This is a genomic window from Rhodococcus sp. BP-160 (genome assembly GCF_019836205.1).
In the GTDB taxonomy this organism is placed as follows: Bacteria; Actinomycetota; Actinomycetes; order Mycobacteriales; family Mycobacteriaceae; genus Rhodococcoides.
This window is the reverse complement of record NZ_JABUEK010000001.1, coordinates 516,599-534,804: the sequence shown is the minus strand read 5'-3', so window position 1 is coordinate 534,804 and position 18,206 is coordinate 516,599. Positions and strand designations below refer to the sequence as shown.

General features: G+C 68.8%; 19 protein-coding genes. 13 read left to right on the top strand and 6 right to left on the bottom strand.

From position 1 onward, the window contains the following. On the bottom strand, window positions 1-2,274 hold the full coding sequence (locus tag HQ306_RS02450; RefSeq protein ID WP_056447384.1) for a carbon starvation CstA family protein: 2,274 nt from the start codon (window positions 2,272-2,274) through the stop codon (window positions 1-3). Between the two features lie 199 nt (window positions 2,275-2,473). Between HQ306_RS02450 and HQ306_RS02445 the strand changes: the two genes are divergently transcribed. Then, window positions 2,474-2,905, top strand: coding sequence for a CD225/dispanin family protein (locus tag HQ306_RS02445; protein ID WP_285188397.1), 432 nt, complete (start codon window positions 2,474-2,476; stop codon window positions 2,903-2,905). A 37-nt stretch (window positions 2,906-2,942) separates the two neighbouring features. Continuing rightward, window positions 2,943-4,022 carry a redox-regulated ATPase YchF gene (gene ychF, locus HQ306_RS02440; RefSeq protein ID WP_222627434.1) on the top strand — a complete coding sequence of 360 codons (1,080 nt, stop codon included), beginning with the start codon at window positions 2,943-2,945 and terminating at the stop codon, window positions 4,020-4,022. 9 nt (window positions 4,023-4,031) lie between these two features. Here ychF and HQ306_RS02435 read toward each other — a convergent pair whose 3' ends face one another. After that, window positions 4,032-5,051 carry an LLM class flavin-dependent oxidoreductase gene (locus HQ306_RS02435; RefSeq protein WP_222627432.1) on the bottom strand — a complete coding sequence of 340 codons (1,020 nt, stop codon included), beginning with the start codon at window positions 5,049-5,051 and terminating at the stop codon, window positions 4,032-4,034. A 71-nt stretch (window positions 5,052-5,122) separates the two neighbouring features. On the opposite strand from HQ306_RS02435, the gene HQ306_RS02430 reads away from it, so the two are divergent. Then, window positions 5,123-5,557 carry a VOC family protein gene (locus tag HQ306_RS02430; RefSeq protein WP_056447390.1) on the top strand — a complete coding sequence of 145 codons (435 nt, stop codon included), beginning with the start codon at window positions 5,123-5,125 and terminating at the stop codon, window positions 5,555-5,557. 7 nt (window positions 5,558-5,564) lie between these two features. Here the strand turns inward: HQ306_RS02430 and HQ306_RS02425 are convergent, their stop codons facing one another. Further along, window positions 5,565-7,067 (bottom strand): DUF222 domain-containing protein, encoded by a 1,503-nt coding sequence (locus tag HQ306_RS02425; protein ID WP_056447393.1) that lies wholly within the window; start codon window positions 7,065-7,067, stop codon window positions 5,565-5,567. 60 nt (window positions 7,068-7,127) lie between these two features. Between HQ306_RS02425 and HQ306_RS02420 the strand changes: the two genes are divergently transcribed. Next, a complete protein-coding gene (locus tag HQ306_RS02420) occupies window positions 7,128-7,481 on the top strand; it encodes a VOC family protein (protein WP_056447622.1) in 354 nt (117 codons plus the stop codon). Window positions 7,482-7,663: 182 nt separating this feature from the next. Here the strand turns inward: HQ306_RS02420 and HQ306_RS02415 are convergent, their stop codons facing one another. Beyond that, on the bottom strand, window positions 7,664-8,629 hold the full coding sequence (locus HQ306_RS02415; RefSeq protein WP_308115381.1) for an SDR family NAD(P)-dependent oxidoreductase: 966 nt from the start codon (window positions 8,627-8,629) through the stop codon (window positions 7,664-7,666). Between the two features lie 8 nt (window positions 8,630-8,637). Then, the gene (locus HQ306_RS02410) at window positions 8,638-8,832 is read right to left on the bottom strand and encodes an antitoxin (protein ID WP_037183861.1); all 195 of its coding nucleotides are present in this window, start codon (window positions 8,830-8,832) and stop codon (window positions 8,638-8,640) included. 73 nt (window positions 8,833-8,905) lie between these two features. Here HQ306_RS02410 and HQ306_RS02405 point away from each other — a divergent pair, with 73 nt between their 5' ends. Next, window positions 8,906-10,816 carry an alpha-amylase family protein gene (locus HQ306_RS02405; RefSeq protein ID WP_222627429.1) on the top strand — a complete coding sequence of 637 codons (1,911 nt, stop codon included), beginning with the start codon at window positions 8,906-8,908 and terminating at the stop codon, window positions 10,814-10,816. Here HQ306_RS02405 and HQ306_RS02400 read toward each other — a convergent pair. Next, on the bottom strand, window positions 10,813-11,979 hold the full coding sequence (locus HQ306_RS02400; RefSeq protein ID WP_222628767.1) for a lipase family protein: 1,167 nt from the start codon (window positions 11,977-11,979) through the stop codon (window positions 10,813-10,815). The genes HQ306_RS02405 and HQ306_RS02400 overlap by 4 nt on opposite strands. Window positions 11,980-12,087: 108 nt before the next feature. On the opposite strand from HQ306_RS02400, the gene HQ306_RS02395 reads away from it, so the two are divergent. From HQ306_RS02395 to HQ306_RS02360, 8 genes are all read left to right on the top strand, one after another. Next, window positions 12,088-13,326: an acyl-CoA dehydrogenase family protein gene (locus HQ306_RS02395; RefSeq protein WP_308115383.1), complete on the top strand. Its 1,239-nt coding sequence runs from the start codon at window positions 12,088-12,090 to the stop codon at window positions 13,324-13,326. A gap of 10 nt (window positions 13,327-13,336) precedes the next feature. After that, a complete protein-coding gene (locus HQ306_RS02390; RefSeq protein ID WP_027503896.1) occupies window positions 13,337-13,627 on the top strand; it encodes a hypothetical protein in 291 nt (96 codons plus the stop codon). Next, on the top strand, window positions 13,624-14,238 hold the full coding sequence (locus tag HQ306_RS02385) for a bifunctional 2-polyprenyl-6-hydroxyphenol methylase/3-demethylubiquinol 3-O-methyltransferase UbiG (RefSeq protein ID WP_285188406.1): 615 nt from the start codon (window positions 13,624-13,626) through the stop codon (window positions 14,236-14,238). The genes HQ306_RS02390 and HQ306_RS02385 overlap by 4 nt, the downstream gene beginning before the upstream one ends. A 9-nt stretch (window positions 14,239-14,247) precedes the next feature. Next, the gene (locus HQ306_RS02380; protein WP_027503894.1) at window positions 14,248-14,613 is read left to right on the top strand and encodes a VOC family protein; all 366 of its coding nucleotides are present in this window, start codon (window positions 14,248-14,250) and stop codon (window positions 14,611-14,613) included. A gap of 23 nt (window positions 14,614-14,636) precedes the next feature. Continuing rightward, on the top strand, window positions 14,637-15,116 hold the full coding sequence (locus HQ306_RS02375) for an SRPBCC family protein (protein ID WP_222627427.1): 480 nt from the start codon (window positions 14,637-14,639) through the stop codon (window positions 15,114-15,116). Between the two features lies 1 nt (window position 15,117). Next, window positions 15,118-16,452, top strand: coding sequence for a wax ester/triacylglycerol synthase domain-containing protein (locus HQ306_RS02370; RefSeq protein WP_222627425.1), 1,335 nt, complete (start codon window positions 15,118-15,120; stop codon window positions 16,450-16,452). An 18-nt stretch (window positions 16,453-16,470) separates the two neighbouring features. After that, on the top strand, window positions 16,471-17,244 hold the full coding sequence (locus HQ306_RS02365; protein WP_222627423.1) for a site-2 protease family protein: 774 nt from the start codon (window positions 16,471-16,473) through the stop codon (window positions 17,242-17,244). 140 nt (window positions 17,245-17,384) lie between these two features. Continuing rightward, on the top strand, window positions 17,385-18,122 hold the full coding sequence (locus HQ306_RS02360) for a DUF1906 domain-containing protein (protein WP_222627421.1): 738 nt from the start codon (window positions 17,385-17,387) through the stop codon (window positions 18,120-18,122). The last annotated feature ends 84 nt before the right edge of the window (window positions 18,123-18,206 follow it).

The window sequence follows — 18,206 nt, the reverse complement described above, 5'->3', positions numbered from 1 at the left end:
TCAGTGGCCCGTTCCCGGCCGACGGACCGTGCCGTCGGCGATGAGGACGTCCCATTCCGCCTGCACCGACTTCTCCGCCTCGGTGGGGAGGAAACCGCTGGGCGCGAACAGCTTCGACGGTACGTCCGCCTCCTCGCTGCTGGGCAGTCCACCGGCGCGGATCGCCTTGAAGCAGACGGCGAATCCGGCGAGCGCGACGATGAGGACGAGCACCGCGAAGACGATGGACAGCGTGCCCTGGATGAAGGTGTTGCGGATGACGGCGTCGATGGCCTCCGGTGTGGCGGCGGACCGGAACTCGGTGAGGCCCTGCGACTTCGCTTCCTTGAAGTCGCTGTGCTGCGCCCAGTAGCCGATGGCCGGAACGTCGGAGAAGATCTTCTGGTACGACGCCGTCATGGTGACCACGAGGTCGAAGGCCAGCGGCAGCGCGGGGATCCAGGCCCACTTCAGCAGACCCTTCTTCACCACGACGGTCAGGACGACCGTGAGCGCGATGGCGGCCAGCAACTGGTTCGCGATGCCGAACAGCGGGAAGAGCGTGTTGATGCCGCCCAGCGGATCGGTGACGCCCATGAGCAGGATGGCGCCCCAGGCCGCGACGACGATGACCGAGCAGATCCAGGCACCGACGCGCCACGACGGATCGCGGAACTTCTTCGCGCCGCCACCGAGATTGCCGAGCGAGTCCGACAGCATGAAGCGCGCGACACGCGTGCCTGCGTCGACGGTGGTGAGAATGAACAGCGCCTCGAACATGATCGCGAAGTGATACCAGAACGACTTCAGGCTCTCGCCGCCGAAGACCTGGTGCAGCACCTCGGACATGCCGAACGCGAGCGTGGGGGCGCCGCCGGTGCGCGAGATGATCGACTCCTCACCGACGTCCGTCGCGGCCTGCGACAGCTCGGCCGCGCTGACGTCCCCGCCTGACAGTCCGAGCCCGTTGACGTACGCCGCGGCGGTCTCGGGTGTTCCGCCGGTGAGTGCGGTCGGTGCGTTGAGCGCGAAGTAGATGTGCTGATCGAGGATGCAGGCGGTGACCAGAGCCATGATGGCGACGAAGGACTCGGTGAGCATGCCGCCGTAGCCGATCATCCGCATCTGCTTCTCCTTCTCGAGAAGCTTCGGCGTGGTGCCCGAGGAGATGAGCGCGTGGAAACCGGAGAGCGCGCCGCAGGCGATGGTGATGAAGAGGAACGGGAAGAGCGATCCGGAGAACGCGGGGCCGTTGCCCTCGCTGGCGAACGACGTCATGTCCGGCATCTGCAGGACGGGTCGAGCGATGAGGATGCCGACGGCGAGCAGCACGATGGTGCCGATCTTCATGAACGTCGACAGGTAGTCACGCGGGGCGAGCAGCAGCCACACGGGGAGGATCGACGCGGCGAGACCGTAGGCGATGAGCAACCACGCGACGGTGACCTTGGACAGCGTGAACCAGTCGGCGCCCCACTCGGTCTCGGCGACCCAGCCGCCGGAGATGATGGCGAGCAGCAGCAGGACGACGCCGATAAGAGAGACCTCGGAGACCTTGCCCGGGCGCAGGTACCGCAGGTAGACACCCATGAAGAGGGCAATGGGGATGGTCAGTGCGATGGAGAAGACGCCCCACGGGCTCTCCGCGAGTGCGTTCACGACGACGAGTGCGAGCACCGCGATGATGATGATCATGATGACGAAGACGCCGATGAGGGCGGCGATACCGCCGACCACGCCGAGCTCCTCGCGGGCCATCTGACCGAGACTGCGGCCGCGTCGGCGGGTCGAGATCCAGAGCACCAGGAAGTCCTGGACCGCGCCGGCGAAGACGACGCCGATGATGATCCACATCGTGCCGGGCAGATATCCCATCTGCGCGGCGAGGACGGGACCGACGAGGGGACCGGCGCCCGCGATCGCGGCGAAGTGGTGGCCGAACAGCACCCGACGGTCCGTCGGCATGTAGTCCTTGCCGTTCTCCAGGATCTCGGCGGGTGTGGCCCGATCGTCCCGCGGATGGACGATGCGGTTCTCGATGAGGCGTGCGTAGAACCGGAACGCGAAGATGTAGGTGCAGACCGCCGCGACGACGAACCACACCGCGTTGACCTGCTCGCCGCGGATCACGGCGATGACGGTCCAGGCGACGGCGCCCAGCAGACCGATGATGACGAAGACGATGCGTTTGGGCACCGTCATCGGTGAGCGGTCGACGACGCCCACGGGGGGAAGGTCGTCGTCGGTCTTGAGGAACTCGACGTGCGAGTTCCCCCTGTCGGACACGGCAGTCATCTGCGGGCTCCTGGCATGCGGTGGAGGGGCGGCGATCATCGTGTGATCGCAGTCACTGTAAGCAGACCGACCGACATTTCGTGCGGTTGTGAGCCTGGCGTGTGCGGATCGTTGCGCCGAGCGGTCCGGGACCGTCGCCGAACGTCACGACATGACAACGAGACCCCACTCGCGCGCCACGACTGCCTACGATGCTCGTGTGTCAGACCACCCCGAGTACCCGCAGCAGCCGTACACCGGTTCGTCGTACGAGCCCGACCTGACGAAGGGGCCGACGGACACCGGAGCGTTCCCGACCAGCGGAGCCTTCCCGCAGCAGCAGCCCCCCAGTTATCCCCAGCAGCAGTACGGCCCGCCGCCGCTGCCGCCGACCAACGCCGGCTGGGCCGCCGCCGCGCTGATCTTCTTCTGGCCGCTGGCGTTCTCGGCGTTCAACCACTCGAGCTCGGTGTTCCCGCGGTGGTCGCTGGGCGACTATCAGGGTGCGCACTACGCGTCGGAACGCACGAAGCAGCTGGGCAAGTACTCGCTCTACATCTTCGTGGGGCTCTTCGCGCTGTTCATCCTCTTCTACGTGCTGCTCATCGCCTTCGCGATCTCGGCGGGATCGGGCACCGACTACACGTACTGACAGGGCGGTCGGGGGCGGCACGTAGACTCTCCTCCCTGTGAGCCTCACCCTCGGAATCGTCGGACTGCCCAACGTCGGCAAGTCCACCCTCTTCAACGCACTGACCAACAACGACGTGCTGGCGGCGAACTATCCGTTCGCCACCATCGAGCCGAACGAGGGCGTCGTACCGTTGCCGGATCCGCGGCTGAACGAGCTGGCCAAGATCTTCGGTTCCGAGAAGATCCTTCCGGCGCCCGTCACGTTCGTCGACATCGCCGGCATCGTGAAGGGCGCGTCCGAGGGCGCCGGCCTGGGCAACAAGTTCCTCGCGAACATTCGTGAGGCCGACGCCATCTGCCAGGTCGTGCGCGTGTTCGCCGACGACGACGTGGTGCACGTCGACGGCAAGGTCGATCCGGCCGCCGACATCGAGGTCATCGAGACCGAGCTGATCATCGCGGACATGCAGACCCTCGAGAAGGCGATCCCGCGTCTCGAGAAGGAAGTTCGCACGCAGAAGGATCGCGCGCCGATGGTCGCCGCGGCCAAGGAAGCGCAGACGATTCTCGACAGCGGCACGACGCTGTACTCGGTCAAGAACACCTTCGACGCCTCGTCGCTGCGCGAGCTGAACCTGCTCACGACGAAGCCGTTCCTCTACGTCTTCAACGCCGACGAGTCGATCCTCACCGACGACGCGAAAGTTGCCGAGTTGAAGGCCGCTGTCGCTCCCGCCGACGCCGTCTTCCTCGACGCCAAGATCGAGTCGGAGCTCGTCGAACTCGACGACGAGTCGGCGATGGAACTGCTCGAGAGCATCGGCCAGTCGGAGCCCGGCCTGCACGCTCTGGCGCGCGCCGGCTTCCACACCCTCGGGCTGCAGACGTACCTCACCGCAGGCCCGAAAGAGTCCCGCGCGTGGACCATTCACCAGGGCGACACCGCACCGCAGGCAGCGGGCGTCATCCACACCGACTTCGAGAAGGGCTTCATCAAGGCCGAGGTCGTGTCCTACGACGACCTCGTCGCCGCCGGATCCATGGCCGCCGCCAAGTCGGCCGGCAAGGTCCGCATCGAGGGCAAGGAATACGTCATGGCCGACGGGGATGTGGTGGAGTTCCGCTTCAACGTCTGAGCGGGACTGCTACCGCCAGCCCAACTCCGGCGCCACGTGCGTCAGCACCGACTCGATGAGGTGTGCGCAATACTCGACGCCGAGCTGGTTGGGCACGGTCAGGAGCAGTGTGTCGGCCGCGGCGACGGCTTCGTCCTTCGCCAGCTCCGCGATGAGCTTGTCTGGTGAGCCGGCGTAGGTCTTGCCGAAACGAGCGATGCCGCCGTCGATGTAGCCGACCTGATCGCCGCTGCCGCCCTCGCGGCCGAAGTACGCACGATCCACGTCGTCGACGATCGGGAAGATGCTGCGGCTCACGGACACTCGCGGTTCGAATGAGTGGCCGACGTCGGACCACGTCTTGCGGAAGCGCTCGATCTGTTCGGCCTGCAGTTCGTGGAACGGCACGCCGGTGTCTTCGCTGAGCAGAGTCGAGCTCATGAGGTTCATGCCCTGCTGCGCCGTCCACTCGGCGGTCGCACGAGTACCTGCACCCCACCAGATGCGCTCACGCAACCCGTCGGAGTGCGGCTCGAGGCGCAACAGGCCGGGCGGGTTGGGGAACATGGGGGAGGGGTTCGGCTCCGCGAAGCCCTTGCCCTCCACCAGGTCCAGGAAGATGCGTGTGTGCTCACGGGCCATGTCTCCGCTGTCGGTGCCCTCGGCCGGGGCGTAGCCGAAGTAGCGGAAGCCGTCGATGACCTGCTCGGGCGATCCCCGGCTCACACCGAGCTGCAGCCGCCCGCCGGAGATCAGGTCGGCGGACCCGGCGTCCTCGGCCATGTAGAACGGGTTCTCGTAGCGCATGTCGATGACGCCGGTGCCGATCTCGATGCGACTGGTCTTGGCACCGACGGCCGCGAGCAGAGGGAACGGCGACGCGAGCTGGTTCGCGAAGTGGTGAACGCGGAAGTACGCGCCGTCTGCACCGAGTTCCTCTGCGGCGACCGCGAGGTCGATCGACTGCAGCAACACGTCCGATGCGGAGCGCGTCTGCGAGTGCGGCGACGGTGACCAGTGCCCGAACGACAGGAACCCGATGTTCTTCATGCACCGGAGAACGCTGACGGCGCCCGAATATTTCCCTTCCGACGGCCGCCACTGTCGCCTAGCGTGGATCCATGGCTCAGGTGAGACAGGTGCAGGTCACCTTCGATTGCGCGGACCCCGAGCGAGTCGCCCGATTCTGGTGCGAGGTTCTCGGATACGTGGTGCCGCCGGCGCCCGCGGGCTTCGCCGACTGGGCGGAGTTCGACCGTTCGCTCCCCGCCGAGAAACAGGGGTCGGCCTTCGCATGCGTGGACCCGAACGGGGTGGGCCCACGGCTGTACTTCCAACGGGTACCCGAGGCGAAGACCGTCAAGAACCGCGTCCACCTCGACGTCCGTGTGGGCGTCGGCATGGTCGGTGACGAGCGCCTCGGGGCTCTGGAAGCGGAATGCGCACGCCTCGTCGACCTCGGAGCCACGCGAGTGCGGCTCCTGCCCGCGGGCGACGGAGAAGAGTCCTGCATGGTGATGCAGGACGTCGAGGGCAACGAATTCTGCCTGGACTGACGTCCCGTCAGAACGGTGGTGGGTCGTCGTTGTCGGCGAACTCTCGTCTACGTCGGTTTCGGGAGCGTTCGGACCGCCGCCGCGCATGCTTGTCCGCCAGGCGGGTTCTTCGCCTGGTCGGTGATGTGCGCGGGGCATCCGGTGGGGCCTGCGCCGGCTGTTCGAAGGTGATGTCGGCGAGTCCGGGGTACAGGTCGTACCCGTTGTGCGCCGGGCCCGGAATCACGCGTCCCTCGGGTGTGGCGATGGTGGAGACGACTCGTCCGGTGTCTCCGTCGAGGTACTGGTCGTCGACGAAGTCGCCGAACGTCTTCAGGTTGTGGTGAAAGCGGCACTTGGCGCCGAGGTTGACGTCGGTCGTCTGTCCACCGGCCGCGGGATCGTCGTGGTCGTACTCGGTGATGTGGTCGAGGTCGCCGGTCCAGACGGCGTTGCTGCAGCCGGGCCAGGTGCAGTACTGATCGCGGATGCGCACGAACGTGTCGAGGGCACTGGACGGGCGGTAGGGATCCGCGGGTTGCGAGGCGGGGTTGGTGGCGGCGACAGGCCTCAGAACCGCGTCGGGGCGCGCAGCGAGGTCGGCGACGTGGTCGGCGGAGATGACGCCGTGGCCCGCGAGGAAACCCGGGTTGCCCTGCTGCGCGGAGGCGGTGTCCCCGTTCACGGTGGCGGCGTCGGCGACGACGTGCACGATGACGGTGGTCAGGAGGCCGTCCTCGCCGGTCCAGCCGGGAGCGTCGCAGTCGTCACGGTCACACTGGCATTCGAAGGGGGTGCGCGTGGCGAGGGCGAAGAGGGCGTCGCTGCGTCGGGCGCCGGCGCTGCGCGGGTCTTTCGGGCAGACGCGTCCGGCGAGGTCGTCGACAGCAGCGGCGACGAGGACGGCGTTCTCGGCGGGCATGGTGGCGCACTGATACGCCATGCCGTCGGGTGCGGGGTCGATCCAGAACCCGCGGTCGTCCTTCGCGCGAGTGCGACGCTCGCGGACGGCGTCGGGGTCGTGGCGGTAGACGATGCGGTCGACCATGTCGCGCATCCGGGCCACTGACCAGGAGCCGCGTCGCCGTAGTGCCGCCGCGATCTCGGCATCGACCAGGTGGGCATGGTCGGTGCCGTCGACGAGGTCGGTGCGGGCGATGATGGTGTGGATGTACTTCGGGGTCACGAGGCCGTCGCGGAGGCAGGCGGCAACGTCGGGCAGACGATCTCGCAGGGCCACGGCACGGGTGAGTATGCCCTCGCCTGCGCCCTGGGTGATCGACAGGACTGCGGCGATGCGAGCGGCGCAGTGGGTGGTCGCGTCGAAGCGGCGGCGGTCGGCGGTGTCCAGTGGTGCGACCAGTCGGGTGTGCAGTTCCGCCGCGGCCCGGTAGCGGGTCCATTCGAGGTACGCGGCGCCGGCGGTGGCGTGGGTCAGTGCGCCGAGGACGCCGTCGACCGTGACATCGGCAAGGTGTCCGGGTAGGCCCATGGCCTCCGGATCGCGCGTCGCCCACCCCTGTTCGAACATGTGTGCGAAGGTAGCAGCGGGCACCGACACGAACAGGCCGAGAGGGGCAGAATGCGCACCATGCGAGTCGAGCGCATCACCACCAACCTGCCGGTCGAGGACATCGCCGACGCGAAGTCGTTCTACACCGATTTCCTGGGACTCGCGGTCGAGGAGTTCGATCTCGGTTGGGTCGCCCGCTTCACGTCACCGGAGACCGGTGCGCACGTACAACTGGTGACGCGAGATGCGACGAGTCCGGTGGAGTCGGCGATGTCGGTTCACGTCGACGACGTCGATGCGGCGTACGAGGAGGCCGTCCGTCGCGGTCACGAGATCGTGCACCCGCTCACCACGGAGGAGTGGGGAGTCCGACGATTCCTCGTGCGCGCTCCTGACGGAAACGTCGTGAATGTCGTGATGCACCGAGCGTGACAGTGACTCGTCACCGACATCCGCCGTCCGAGGTGCACGCCTGCAACGACGCGTCTTGACTGTCGGGGACAGATGTTCCCTGCAGTGAGGACTACCGCCATGCTTTCGCTCTGGATCTGGAATCAACCGTGGGTCTGGTCCTCGATCGTGTCGAACCTGACCGACCTCCTCTGACGGAGACGTCAGCCGAGGTCGATACCCGTGGCCTCCACGACCGCGCCCCACAGTGCGTCCCGTGCCTCCGGCGAGTCCCGCCGCCAGGACGGGTAGTGCGTGGGGCGCGGTCGTCTGTCGTGCCAGAACATCCCCGTGGACGCGAGTGGCTGATCGGCGGCCGCGAGCCACACGATGGTGTCGGCTCCGTCGTCGGCGGTGCGGAGGATGGGTTTCATCACCGAGCCGAACATCGGAATGGAGTCCGTGACACCGGGTGTGGCCGCCCACCCCGGGTGCATGCTGTGCACGACGGGATCGTCGGGCCCGGTGAGGCGCTCCGCCAGTTGCTCGGTGATCACCACCTGCATGCGCTTGGTGCGGGCGTAGGCGGTGAGGCCCGAGTAGTCGCCGTGAGCGAACTCGACGTCGGTGGTCTGCAGCGGCACCGGATACATGCCGCCGCTGGAGACGAACACCACGCGGGACCCCGCGTCGAACAGCTCGCGTAGCCCGACCGTGAGCGCGACGGGCCCGAGCACGTGGGTCGCGAAGGCCATCTCGTGCTTCTGTGCGGTCTCGGTGCGCTCGGGCGGCATGACGCCGGCGCAGTGCACCACCGCGTGGATCGACGTCAGCTGAGCGGTCAGGGTGGTGACCAGCGCAGCCACGGCATCGAGGTCGCTCATGTCGCACTCGTGCGCGACGAGCTCGGCGCCGGGCACGGTGTGGCGGATCTCGGTCGCGGAGGCGTCGAGCCGCCGCGCCGAACGCCCGACCAGGTGCACCCGCGCACCGAGGACGGCCAGTTGTCGGGCGGCAGCTGCGCCGAGACCCGAGCTGCCGCCGGTGACGATCACGTCGATGGGGGCGAGGAACGGGACCGGATCGGCCGCCCAGAATCGACGACGGACGGCCGACCCGATACGGGAGTAGCCGGGCACGACCGTCCGGTCGAGCGCCTCGTCCAGCACTCCTGTCAGAAAGTTCCCCACCGCGACCACTAGGCGGGAGGACCGTCGGTGCGGTCGCTGTTCTTCTCGCCGATGGCGTCCTTGGCCTTGTCCAGCGCGCCGTCGATCTGGGAGTCGTGCCCGGCGAACTTCTTCTTGGCCGCGTCGCCCGCTTTGTCCAGTGCCTGTTCGACCTTCTCCTCGTTCTGGTCGAGCTTGCGCTTGATCTCGCCGAAGTTCACCATCGGTCGTCCTCTCGTTGATCGTGTGAGCTGCAGTTCGAGGCTACCCACTGCCGGGCGTGGAAGAATCCCGACCATGCCGCGCACCGCCGTACCCGACGCGATACACGACATCATCGGTGCGGCACTCGCCCCGCTCCCGCCGCACCGGCGGGACACCTTCACTCTCCGTGTCGAGCGCTGGTGGCCCGATCTCCACGAGGCCGTCACCGCCCTGTACGCGGAGCCCGATGCGGTGGCGCGCACCCTCGTCGAGCGCGCGGCACACGCGTTCGCGGACCGGCCCGACGAGCTGCACCGGCTCGACGAGCGGCGTCTGCTGGAGCCCGACTGGTTCCAGCAGCCCACCATGTTCGGGTACGCCTGTTACGTCGATCGATTCGGTGACACTTTGTCCGGTCTGGCGGATCGGCTGGACCACCTGACGGATCTCGGTGTCACCTACCTGCACCTGATGCCGCTGCTCACGCCGCGTCCGGGCGACAACGACGGCGGGTACGCGGTCATGGATTACCGCACGGTGCGGGAGGACCTCGGGACGGTCGACGATCTGCGGGCGCTCGCCACCACCCTGCGCGAGCGCGGGATCAGTCCCGTGATCGACCTGGTCCTCAATCACGTTGCCCGCGAACACGAGTGGGCGGAACTGGCGCGTCAGGGCGACGCAGTCCACCGCGACTACTTCCACATCCATCCCGACAGGTCGACGCCCGACGCCTACGAGCGCACGCTGCCCGAGGTGTTCCCCGACTTCGCACCGGGGAACTTCACGTGGGACGTCGGCGTCGACGGCTGGGTCTGGACGACCTTCAACGAGTGGCAGTGGGATCTGAACTGGGCCAATCCCGCGGTGCTGGTCGAGTTCGTCGACATCGTCGCCGCTCTCGCGAACCTGGGCATCGAGGTGGTCCGTCTCGACGCCATCGCCTTCCTGTGGAAGCGGCTGGGAACCAACTGTCAGAATCAGCCCGAGGTGCACGCGATCACGCAGATCCTGCGGGCGACGGCGCGCATGGCCTCGCCTGCGCTGTTGTTCAAGGCCGAGGCGATCGTCGGACCACGAGATCTGTTGCCCTACTTGGGAACCGGATCGCACACCGGTCGGGTGTCCGACATCGCTTACCACAACAGCCTCATGGTCCAGGTGTGGTCGATGCTGGCCTCGGGCAGCACCGAGCTGGCGCGCCACGCCCTGTCGACACTGCCGCCAACTCCGCCGGGCGGGACGTGGGTGACGTACGTGCGGTGCCACGACGACATCGGATGGGCGATCGACGACGGCGACGCGGCCGCGATGGGTCTGTCCGGCGCCGGCCACCGACACTTCCTCGCCGACTGGTATTCCGGAGAGTTCCCGCAGTCGTGGGCGGAAGGTCTGGTGTTCCAACACAATCCGGACACCGGCGACCGTCGGATCAGCGGGACGGCGGCGGCGCTCTCGGGCCTCGGTGCGGAGCGACGGGATCCGGACGGCGCGTTCGCCCGGCTGTTCCTCGCCCACGCCCTCGTCGCGGTCTGGGGCGGGATCCCCGTGGTGTGGAGCGGGGACGAGATCGGCTCGCCGGGTGATCCCGACTGGGCGGCGGAACCCGGCCACGAGGACGACAACCGGTGGGTGCACCGACCGCGCGTGACCGACGCCGACAGGGCGCGACGCCACGAGCAGGGCTCCGACGCGCAGCGAGTGTTCGACGGCATCGCGCACATCGCCCGCGTGCGGTCGGATCTGCCCATGCTGCATGCCGAGGCGCCGGTCGACGTTCTGGGCGATCTGGACGACGGAGTGCTGGGTGTCCGCCGTCGGCACCCGAGCGGCACACTCGTCGCCCTGTTCAACGTGAGCGACACACACCGCCCGGTGGCGGTGTCCGTCCTCGGCCGCTCGGGAATCGTCGCTCCGCGGGAGGTGCTGACGGGCGTCGGGTCGGTCGACGACGACACGGTCTGGCTCCCGCCGTACGCCGCCTGGTGGTTGGTGGACGGCTAGCCGTCCCGGAACCTCGCGTCGATCCACCGCATCGCGAACGGCAGACCGGACAGCGCGCCCACGAAGTGGTCGCCGAACACGGGCCGGTACTCCACGTCCGCGCCGCGTCCGCGCCACGCGTCGACCAGGTTCAGGACGCCCTGCTCGGGGATCCACCGATCGGCGAACCGGGGCACCGCAGCACCGTGATAGAACGCCACGGGTACGACGGGCGCGTCCGCCCCCGGAGTGTTCGCCTCGATGACGGCGCGCGCGGTGGCGGACTCGAACACGCCCGGGTCCACGGACAGCCGTTCCAGTCGCAACCGCGCCAGCCCGGACAAGGCCAGCGGGACGACGGACAGGTCCTTGATCATCGACGCGAGAACGATGCCGGTGGGGCTGAACTGCTCAACCAGGGCTGGGTGTTCGCGAGCCATGCCGATGATCGCCGTCCCGAAGAGGCCGGCTCCGAGAGTGCCGTTCATGGTCCCGCGCAGCAAGCCGACGTCGACCGGTGATCCTCCGGCCACGGCGCCGCGCAGGACGAGCTCGGGGGCGTAGGAGGGGTGCAGTTGCGCGGCCCAGGCCGTCGCGATGGCACCGCCGCTGTAGCCGTAGAGGGCGGTCGGGCTCGTCGCGTAGGACGGGTCGAGCGCGACGAGTCCGCGGATGCTGTCGAGCACGGCGTGCCCTGCCATGGTCCCCTCGGCGTAGGCCATACGCGGTCCCTGATGGTCCGGGATCAGCACCGCGTACCCGCGCTGAAGCCAGAGCGGAACCACCGTGGGGAAGTCCTGGCCGACGCCGTGGACGATGCGATACGACGGTGTCGACCGGGTGCCGAGCGAGTCGATCGCGACGTTGTGCACGACCACGGGCCGGGGACCCGACCCGCGCCACGGCCTCCTCGGTTCCATCAGCGTGGCGGTGACGGGCACCGAACGACCGAGAGCGTCGGTGGAGCCGACCATGAACTGGCGCAGGCGGGTTCGTGGTCGCGGGAACCATCCCGTCGCATCGCGGTGGCGCACGAGGACACCCGGTGACAGGTCGTGATCAGGCGTGTCGAAGAAGGAGTCGTCGGCGATGGGGGTCGGCAGGATGGCGGCGTGCGGATCCGCCGCCATCTCTGGTGTGATCCGCCCCGCGATCAGTCGATTCATGCTGCGCGACAGCGCCATGGTTCCCCCCGTTCGGGTCACCGTACTGCCTCGAGCAGCGGGCGTGGCAAGAATCTCCTCGAGTCCAACGGTGTCGGCCGACGGCGCCGACGAGCAGTCTCGTCTCCCGTGACGACGACACACGACCGAGTGACCGACGGCCCGGCGACCGACGAGGCCCTCCGCGCCCGCTTCCGGCCCGTCTTCGACCGCATCGCCGAGGGCGCGGTGGCCCGCGAGAAGGACAGACGGCTCGCCCATGACGAGATCGCGCTGCTGCGCGAGGCCGGCTTCGGCGCACTGCGCGTGCCGGTCGAGCACGGTGGCTCCGGCGCCTCGGTGACGCAGTTGTTCTCGCTGCTGGTCGATCTCGCGGCCGCCGAGTCGAATCTGCCGCAGGCGCTGCGCGTGCACTGGAGCTTCGTCGAGGACCAGGTGGCGGCAGAACCGGGACCCGATCGCGACGCGTGGCTGCGGGCGATCGCCGACGGCACACTCGTCGGCAACGCGATCACCGAGCCGGGTGTCGGGGCGGTGGACCACTACCGCACGACGGTCACGCGCGGCCCGGACGGTCTGCGTCTGAACGGCGAGAAGTTCTACAGCACGGGCAGTCTCTACTCCGACCACATCCTGGTCGCTGCCGACCTCGACGGCGAGCGGGTGTCCGTGCTCGTCGACTCGGACGCTCCCGGCGTCGTGCAGCGTGACGACTGGGACGGCTTCGGGCAGCGGCTCACCGTCAGCGGCACCACCACGTTCACCGACGTCGCCGTCGACGAGTCGCGCCTGCTCGGACCGGGGTACGGCGCACCCGGACGCACGTACGCGACGTCGTACCTGCAGCTGGTCCAGCTCGCGGTCCTGGCCGGCATCGCGCGCCGCGCCGCCGACGACGTCACCGCGTGGGTCCGCGCCCGCACCCGCAGCTACACCCACGCCGCCGCCGACCTGCCGCGACACGATCCGGTGGTGCAGCAGCTCATCGGGCGGCTCGAAGCTGCCGCCTGGTCCTCCCGCGCCCTGGTCCTGTCGGCGGCCGCAGACGTCGAGCGCGCCGTCGAGGTGGGCGACGACGCATCGCTCGACCGGGCCGAATTGAGCACGTCGCACGCCCAGGCCGTGGTCGTCGACCTCGTGCTGGACGCGACGACGCAGTTGTTCGAGGTCGGCGGCGCATCGATCGTGTCGGAGACCCTCGCCCTCGATCGGCACTGGCGCAACGCGCGCACCATCTCCGTGCACAACCCGGTGCTCTACAAGTTGCGCTCGGTGGGTGCTCACATGCTCAACGGCGAGGACCTGCCCTACGCGTGGTCGGCGGGGAACAAGACGAGCATCGCGGCGCCCGCTACGGGCAGGGGATAGCGTCACGGGCATGACACACGCCGGTGGCACCGACCCGAAGCCCTACTCCACGGGGGAGCGGGTGTTCGGTCCGCCCAACGGCACGTTCGACGCGGACTGGGCGGCGACGGCCCTGCGATCGAACCGGCCGGAACTCGATCACGCGACGTCGGTACGGCTGGTGGAGAAGGCCTGGGACCTGCTGCGCTCGCAGGGGCTGCGCGGCAGCGAACTCGCCGATGCCCTGGATCTCGAGCCCGGGCTGGCGTCCGCGGTGTCCGACGTGGCGACCGAGACCGCGCGCTTCTACCTCGACCGGTGACCGCTACCCGGTGGTCGGCCGAGCGCAGTGCCGAGGACTCGCACGCCTACGTCGCCCGCTTCCGGGAACTGGAGGCGTCGGGCGCGGACATGCACGGGGAGGCCCGCTTCGTCGACGCCGTGCTGCCCCGAGCCGCGCGTGTCCTCGACGCAGGATGCGGAACCGGACGACTGGGCGCGGAACTCGCGCGGCGCGGACACACGGTGACCGCCGTGGATCTCGACTCGGTCCTGGTCGAGGAGGCGCGTCGACAGCACGGCATCACGGTGGTGGAGGGCGACCTGGCGACCATGGATCTGGAGCCGCAGTCGTTCGACGCGATCGTGGCCGCCGGCAACGTCATGGTCTTCCTCGCCCCGGGCACCGAGTCGACGGTGCTCCGGCGCTGGCACGACGCGGTGGTCCCGGGCGGGGTGGTGATCCTGGGGTTCGCGACGGACCGCGAGTACACCGCCGACCGGGCCGAACGAGACGTCCGGGAGGCCGGCTTCACGGCCGTGCAGCGCTTCTCCACCTGGTCGGTGGCACCGTGGCGCGAGGGTGCGGAATGGGTTGTCCTGACCGGGTACCGACAAGCGGGAAGTCTCTCGGGCATCGGCACGCCTGGCTAGAATTCGGACATGACACGACCCACGATCGACATGGACTACACGGTTCTCGACTGTCCCGATCCGGTGGCGCTCGGGCGTTTCTACACCGCTCTGCTGGGGTGGAAGGTGGTGCAGGACGATCCCGACTGGACCGTGATCGAGGGCACCGGCGGCTCGCGTCTGGCCTTCCAGAAGGCGCCCGACTTCGTCCCGCTGTACTGGCCCCGGGAGGGCATCCGCATCCACCTCGATCTCGTGGTCGACGACATGGAGGCGGCGCAGGCCTTCGCTGTGGAGCAGGGTGCCCGCGTGCTGGACGACGACGGCGAACACCCGGGTTTCCGCGTGTTGCAGGATCCCGTCGGTCACCTCTTCTGCCTGTGCAGGCGCGACTGACTGCTGCGCCCTACCATCACCCCATGACCACCGACAGGGTCCACGAGTTCGTGATCGAACGTTCCGTCCTCGTCGACGCTCCGGCGTCGACCGTGCACGGTTTCCTCGACGATCTGCACCGGTGGACGTCCTGGTCGCCGTGGGAGGGCAGCGACCCCGATCTGTCCCGCACCTACAGCGGCTCGGAGTCCGGGGTCGGGGCGTCCTACGCCTGGTCGGGTAATCGCAAGGCCGGTGCCGGGTCGATGACCGTCGTGGATTCGACGGACAATCGTGTCGTGCTCGATCTGCTGTTCACGAAACCGTTCAAGGCCACGAACGTGACCATCTTCCTGCTGTCGCCGGCAGGAAGCGGCACCGAGGTGACGTGGCGGATGACGGGACAGCAGAACCTCGTCGCGCGTCTCGTCGGCAGGATCGTGCCGATGGACAGATTCATCGGCAGGGACTTCGAGAAGGGACTCGCCGCGCTGAAGTTGCAGGCGGAGCAGCAGGACCGTTGACGTGACCGGTCGGCTCACGGCCACCGACGCCCGCATGTACTGGCTGTCGCGGCGCCTGCCGAGCGACCAGTTCCTGCTCTACGCGTTCGACGGTGTGCTCGACGACCCGGACGCCGTCGCCACGGCACTCGTGCGTCGGGCGCGTGTGGTGGACGGGCTGTCGGTCCGTCTTCGCGAGACGCGGTGGACGGCCGACTACCCCTACTGGGTGCCCACGGGGGTGACCCGCGACCGGGTCCGCGTCCACGCCGGCGGGACGTGGCAGGACTGCCTCGACCGGGTGGCGGAGACCTTCGGGGATCAGGTCGAGCCGCGCCGCGAGCCGTGGCGCGTGCATCTGTACCCGTGCGTCGACGGGGTGCCCGGCACGACGGGGTCGGCGACGGTGCTCGTCCTGCAGATCGCGCACGCACTCGGGGACGGCGGGCGGGTGTCGGCGCTGGCTCGCGCGTTGCTGTCGGACGAGCCGTCAGCGGCGGTGCGCACGGTGGTGGTGCCGGCGCCCCTCGCGGTCGCGCGTGGTGCCGTCGAGCTTCCCGCACGGGTGATCGGCATGGTGCGTCGGGCACGTGAGGCGGTGGTGGCCGATCGTCGGCGCACGGCCGACACGGCGGCCGGCGTCATCCCCGGCCCGCCGCTTCCCCGAGCGCCGACGCTGCTGTCCCGCCCGGCAGGCGGAACCACCCGCATCCGGTGCGTGGTGTGCCCGGCGTCGGACCTCCGCACCGACACCGTCAGTGTCACCGTGGCCGCGCTCGTCGTGGTGTCGGACGCGATGAGTCGGCATCTCGCGTCCCTGGGCGAGCCGGTTCCGGACGACCTCGGGGCCGAGGTCATGATCGCCATACCGGGGGATAGTCGAACCACCGCTGCTGCCAACGCTTTTCACAACGCGGGGGTGGATCTGCACCCGTCCGTGCAGGATCTCCGCGCTCGGGCACGGGCGATCGACGACTCCCTGCGAGATCGGCGAAGACGGCTGGAACACCCCGCGTTCGGGGTCGGCGATCGTGCGACGGAGACCGTTCCCGCGGTGATCGTCCGGCGCGACGTCGACCGCGCCGACCTGTCGGTGGCGCCGACGACGGTGGCGGGTCACACGGTGGTCTCCAGTGTGAATCGAGGCGTCGCCGACCTCACGCTGAGCGGTCGGCCCGTCGTGCTGAGCGCCGGGTTCCCGGCCCTCTCGCCGACGGTCGGCGTCACGCACGGAGTGCACGGCATCGGCGACGTGGTGACTCTCTCGATCGTGACGAGCGACGACGTCATGGACGCCGACGCGTACACCGACTGCCTGCGGGAGGCCGTCGATCGAGTGCGGGAAGCGCTCAGGTGACCCGCCTACGCTGCTGACATGGCACTGTCCACGTCGGTACGACCCAGCCCCGTCTTCCTCGCGGTCGTCGCCGTCGCCGTGATCGGCGGTGTTCTGGCCTGGAACTCGACCAGGCCGGGCGACGTCCTGTCGTACGCCGGTGTCTTCGTCCTCGTCATCGGTGGATGGGTGGTGTCCCTGTGTCTCCACGAGTTCGCCCACGCGGTGACGGCCTGGCGCTTCGGTGATCACGACACCGCCGCGCGCGGCTATCTCACGCTGAACCCCCTGAAGTACACGGTGCCCGGACTGTCGATCGTGCTGCCGCTGATCTTCGTCGCGCTGGGCGGGATCGGTCTGCCGGGCGGCGCCGTGTGGCTGAACACCAGCGGTATGACCAGGCGGCAGAGGACGACGGTGTCCCTGGCCGGCCCGTTCGCCAATCTCGTTCTCGCGGTGATCCTTCTGACGGTCGTCGCGGTGTGGGCACCGGGCAGCGAGCACGCGGCATTCTGGTTCGGCACGAGTTTCCTGGCGTTCCTTCAGGTGGTCGCGGTGGTCCTCAACCTGATCCCGATGCCCGGCCTGGACGGGTTCGGCGCGATCGAGCCGTATCTGTCGCCCGGGGCGCGGCGGTCGTTCGCGCAGATCGGGCCCTACGGGGTTCTCATCGTGGTGGCCCTGCTGTTCGTGCCGCAGGTCAACCGCGTCTTCTTCGACGCGGTGTACTCCCTGTACGAGCTGTCCGGCGTCCCCGCGGGGTGGGCCCAGAGCGGCGGCGTGCTCACGCGGTTCTGGACGCAGTGGTACTGATCGCTGGGGACGAGGGGACTCACGGGACTAGCGGGGTCCCTGAGGTCTGTGGTGCAATAGCGCCGGAAATCGTGAGAAGTTACCAGCCCGGGCCGTCATGTCGAGGAAGGCGCGCCGGGCGAATCGAGAGGTAGACCCCAGTGCACGTGTCGCGTCGTCAATTGTTCCGCTATGCCGCCGCCGGTTCCGTCGCGGTCGGGGTCACCGGTGTCGCCGCTCGTGGCGTCGCCTCTGCCGCGCCCGCAGCACCCGCAGCGTTGGGCACGATCGTCGACTACGCCGGGGGAGTGCCGTCTGCCTCCGCCATCGCCGCCGCCGGCCATCTGGGCGCCATCCGCTACGTCTCGGACCGTCGACCCGGTGCCGCCTGGATGACGGGCAAGCCGATGACCGCCGCCGAGGCGGACGAGCTCACCGCGGCCGGTCTCCAGGTGGTGTCGTGCTACCAGTTCGGCAAGGGGGCGACGGCCGACTGGCGTGGCGGATTCGCCGCCGGCGTGAAGCACGCGACGCGCGGCCTCGAATTGCACACGGAGGCAGGCGGACCGGCGGACCGGCCCATCTACGCGTCGATCGACGACAACCCGACCGCGGTCGAGTTCGCCGCGATGATCGCGCCGTACCTGCTCGGCTGGCAGTCGGTGGTCGGGGCCGAGAACACGGGCGTGTACGCCAACTCGCCGACCATCGACCTCGCGGCGGCAGCGGGACTCGGTGCCTGGTACTGGCAGCACAACTGGGGGACGCCGAAGGGCTACGTGAACCCGGCTGCCCACCTGCATCAGATCGAGATCGACAAGCGAGCGATCGACGGAGTGGGTGTGGACGTCAACACCGTGCTGCGCGAGGACTACGGGCAGTGGAGCCTGTCCGCGTAACGCGGCGGCGACCTCTCACGACACACCTGTCACAGCAGTCACACCTACGGAGAGGCACCACCATGGAGTTCATCGATTACCTGT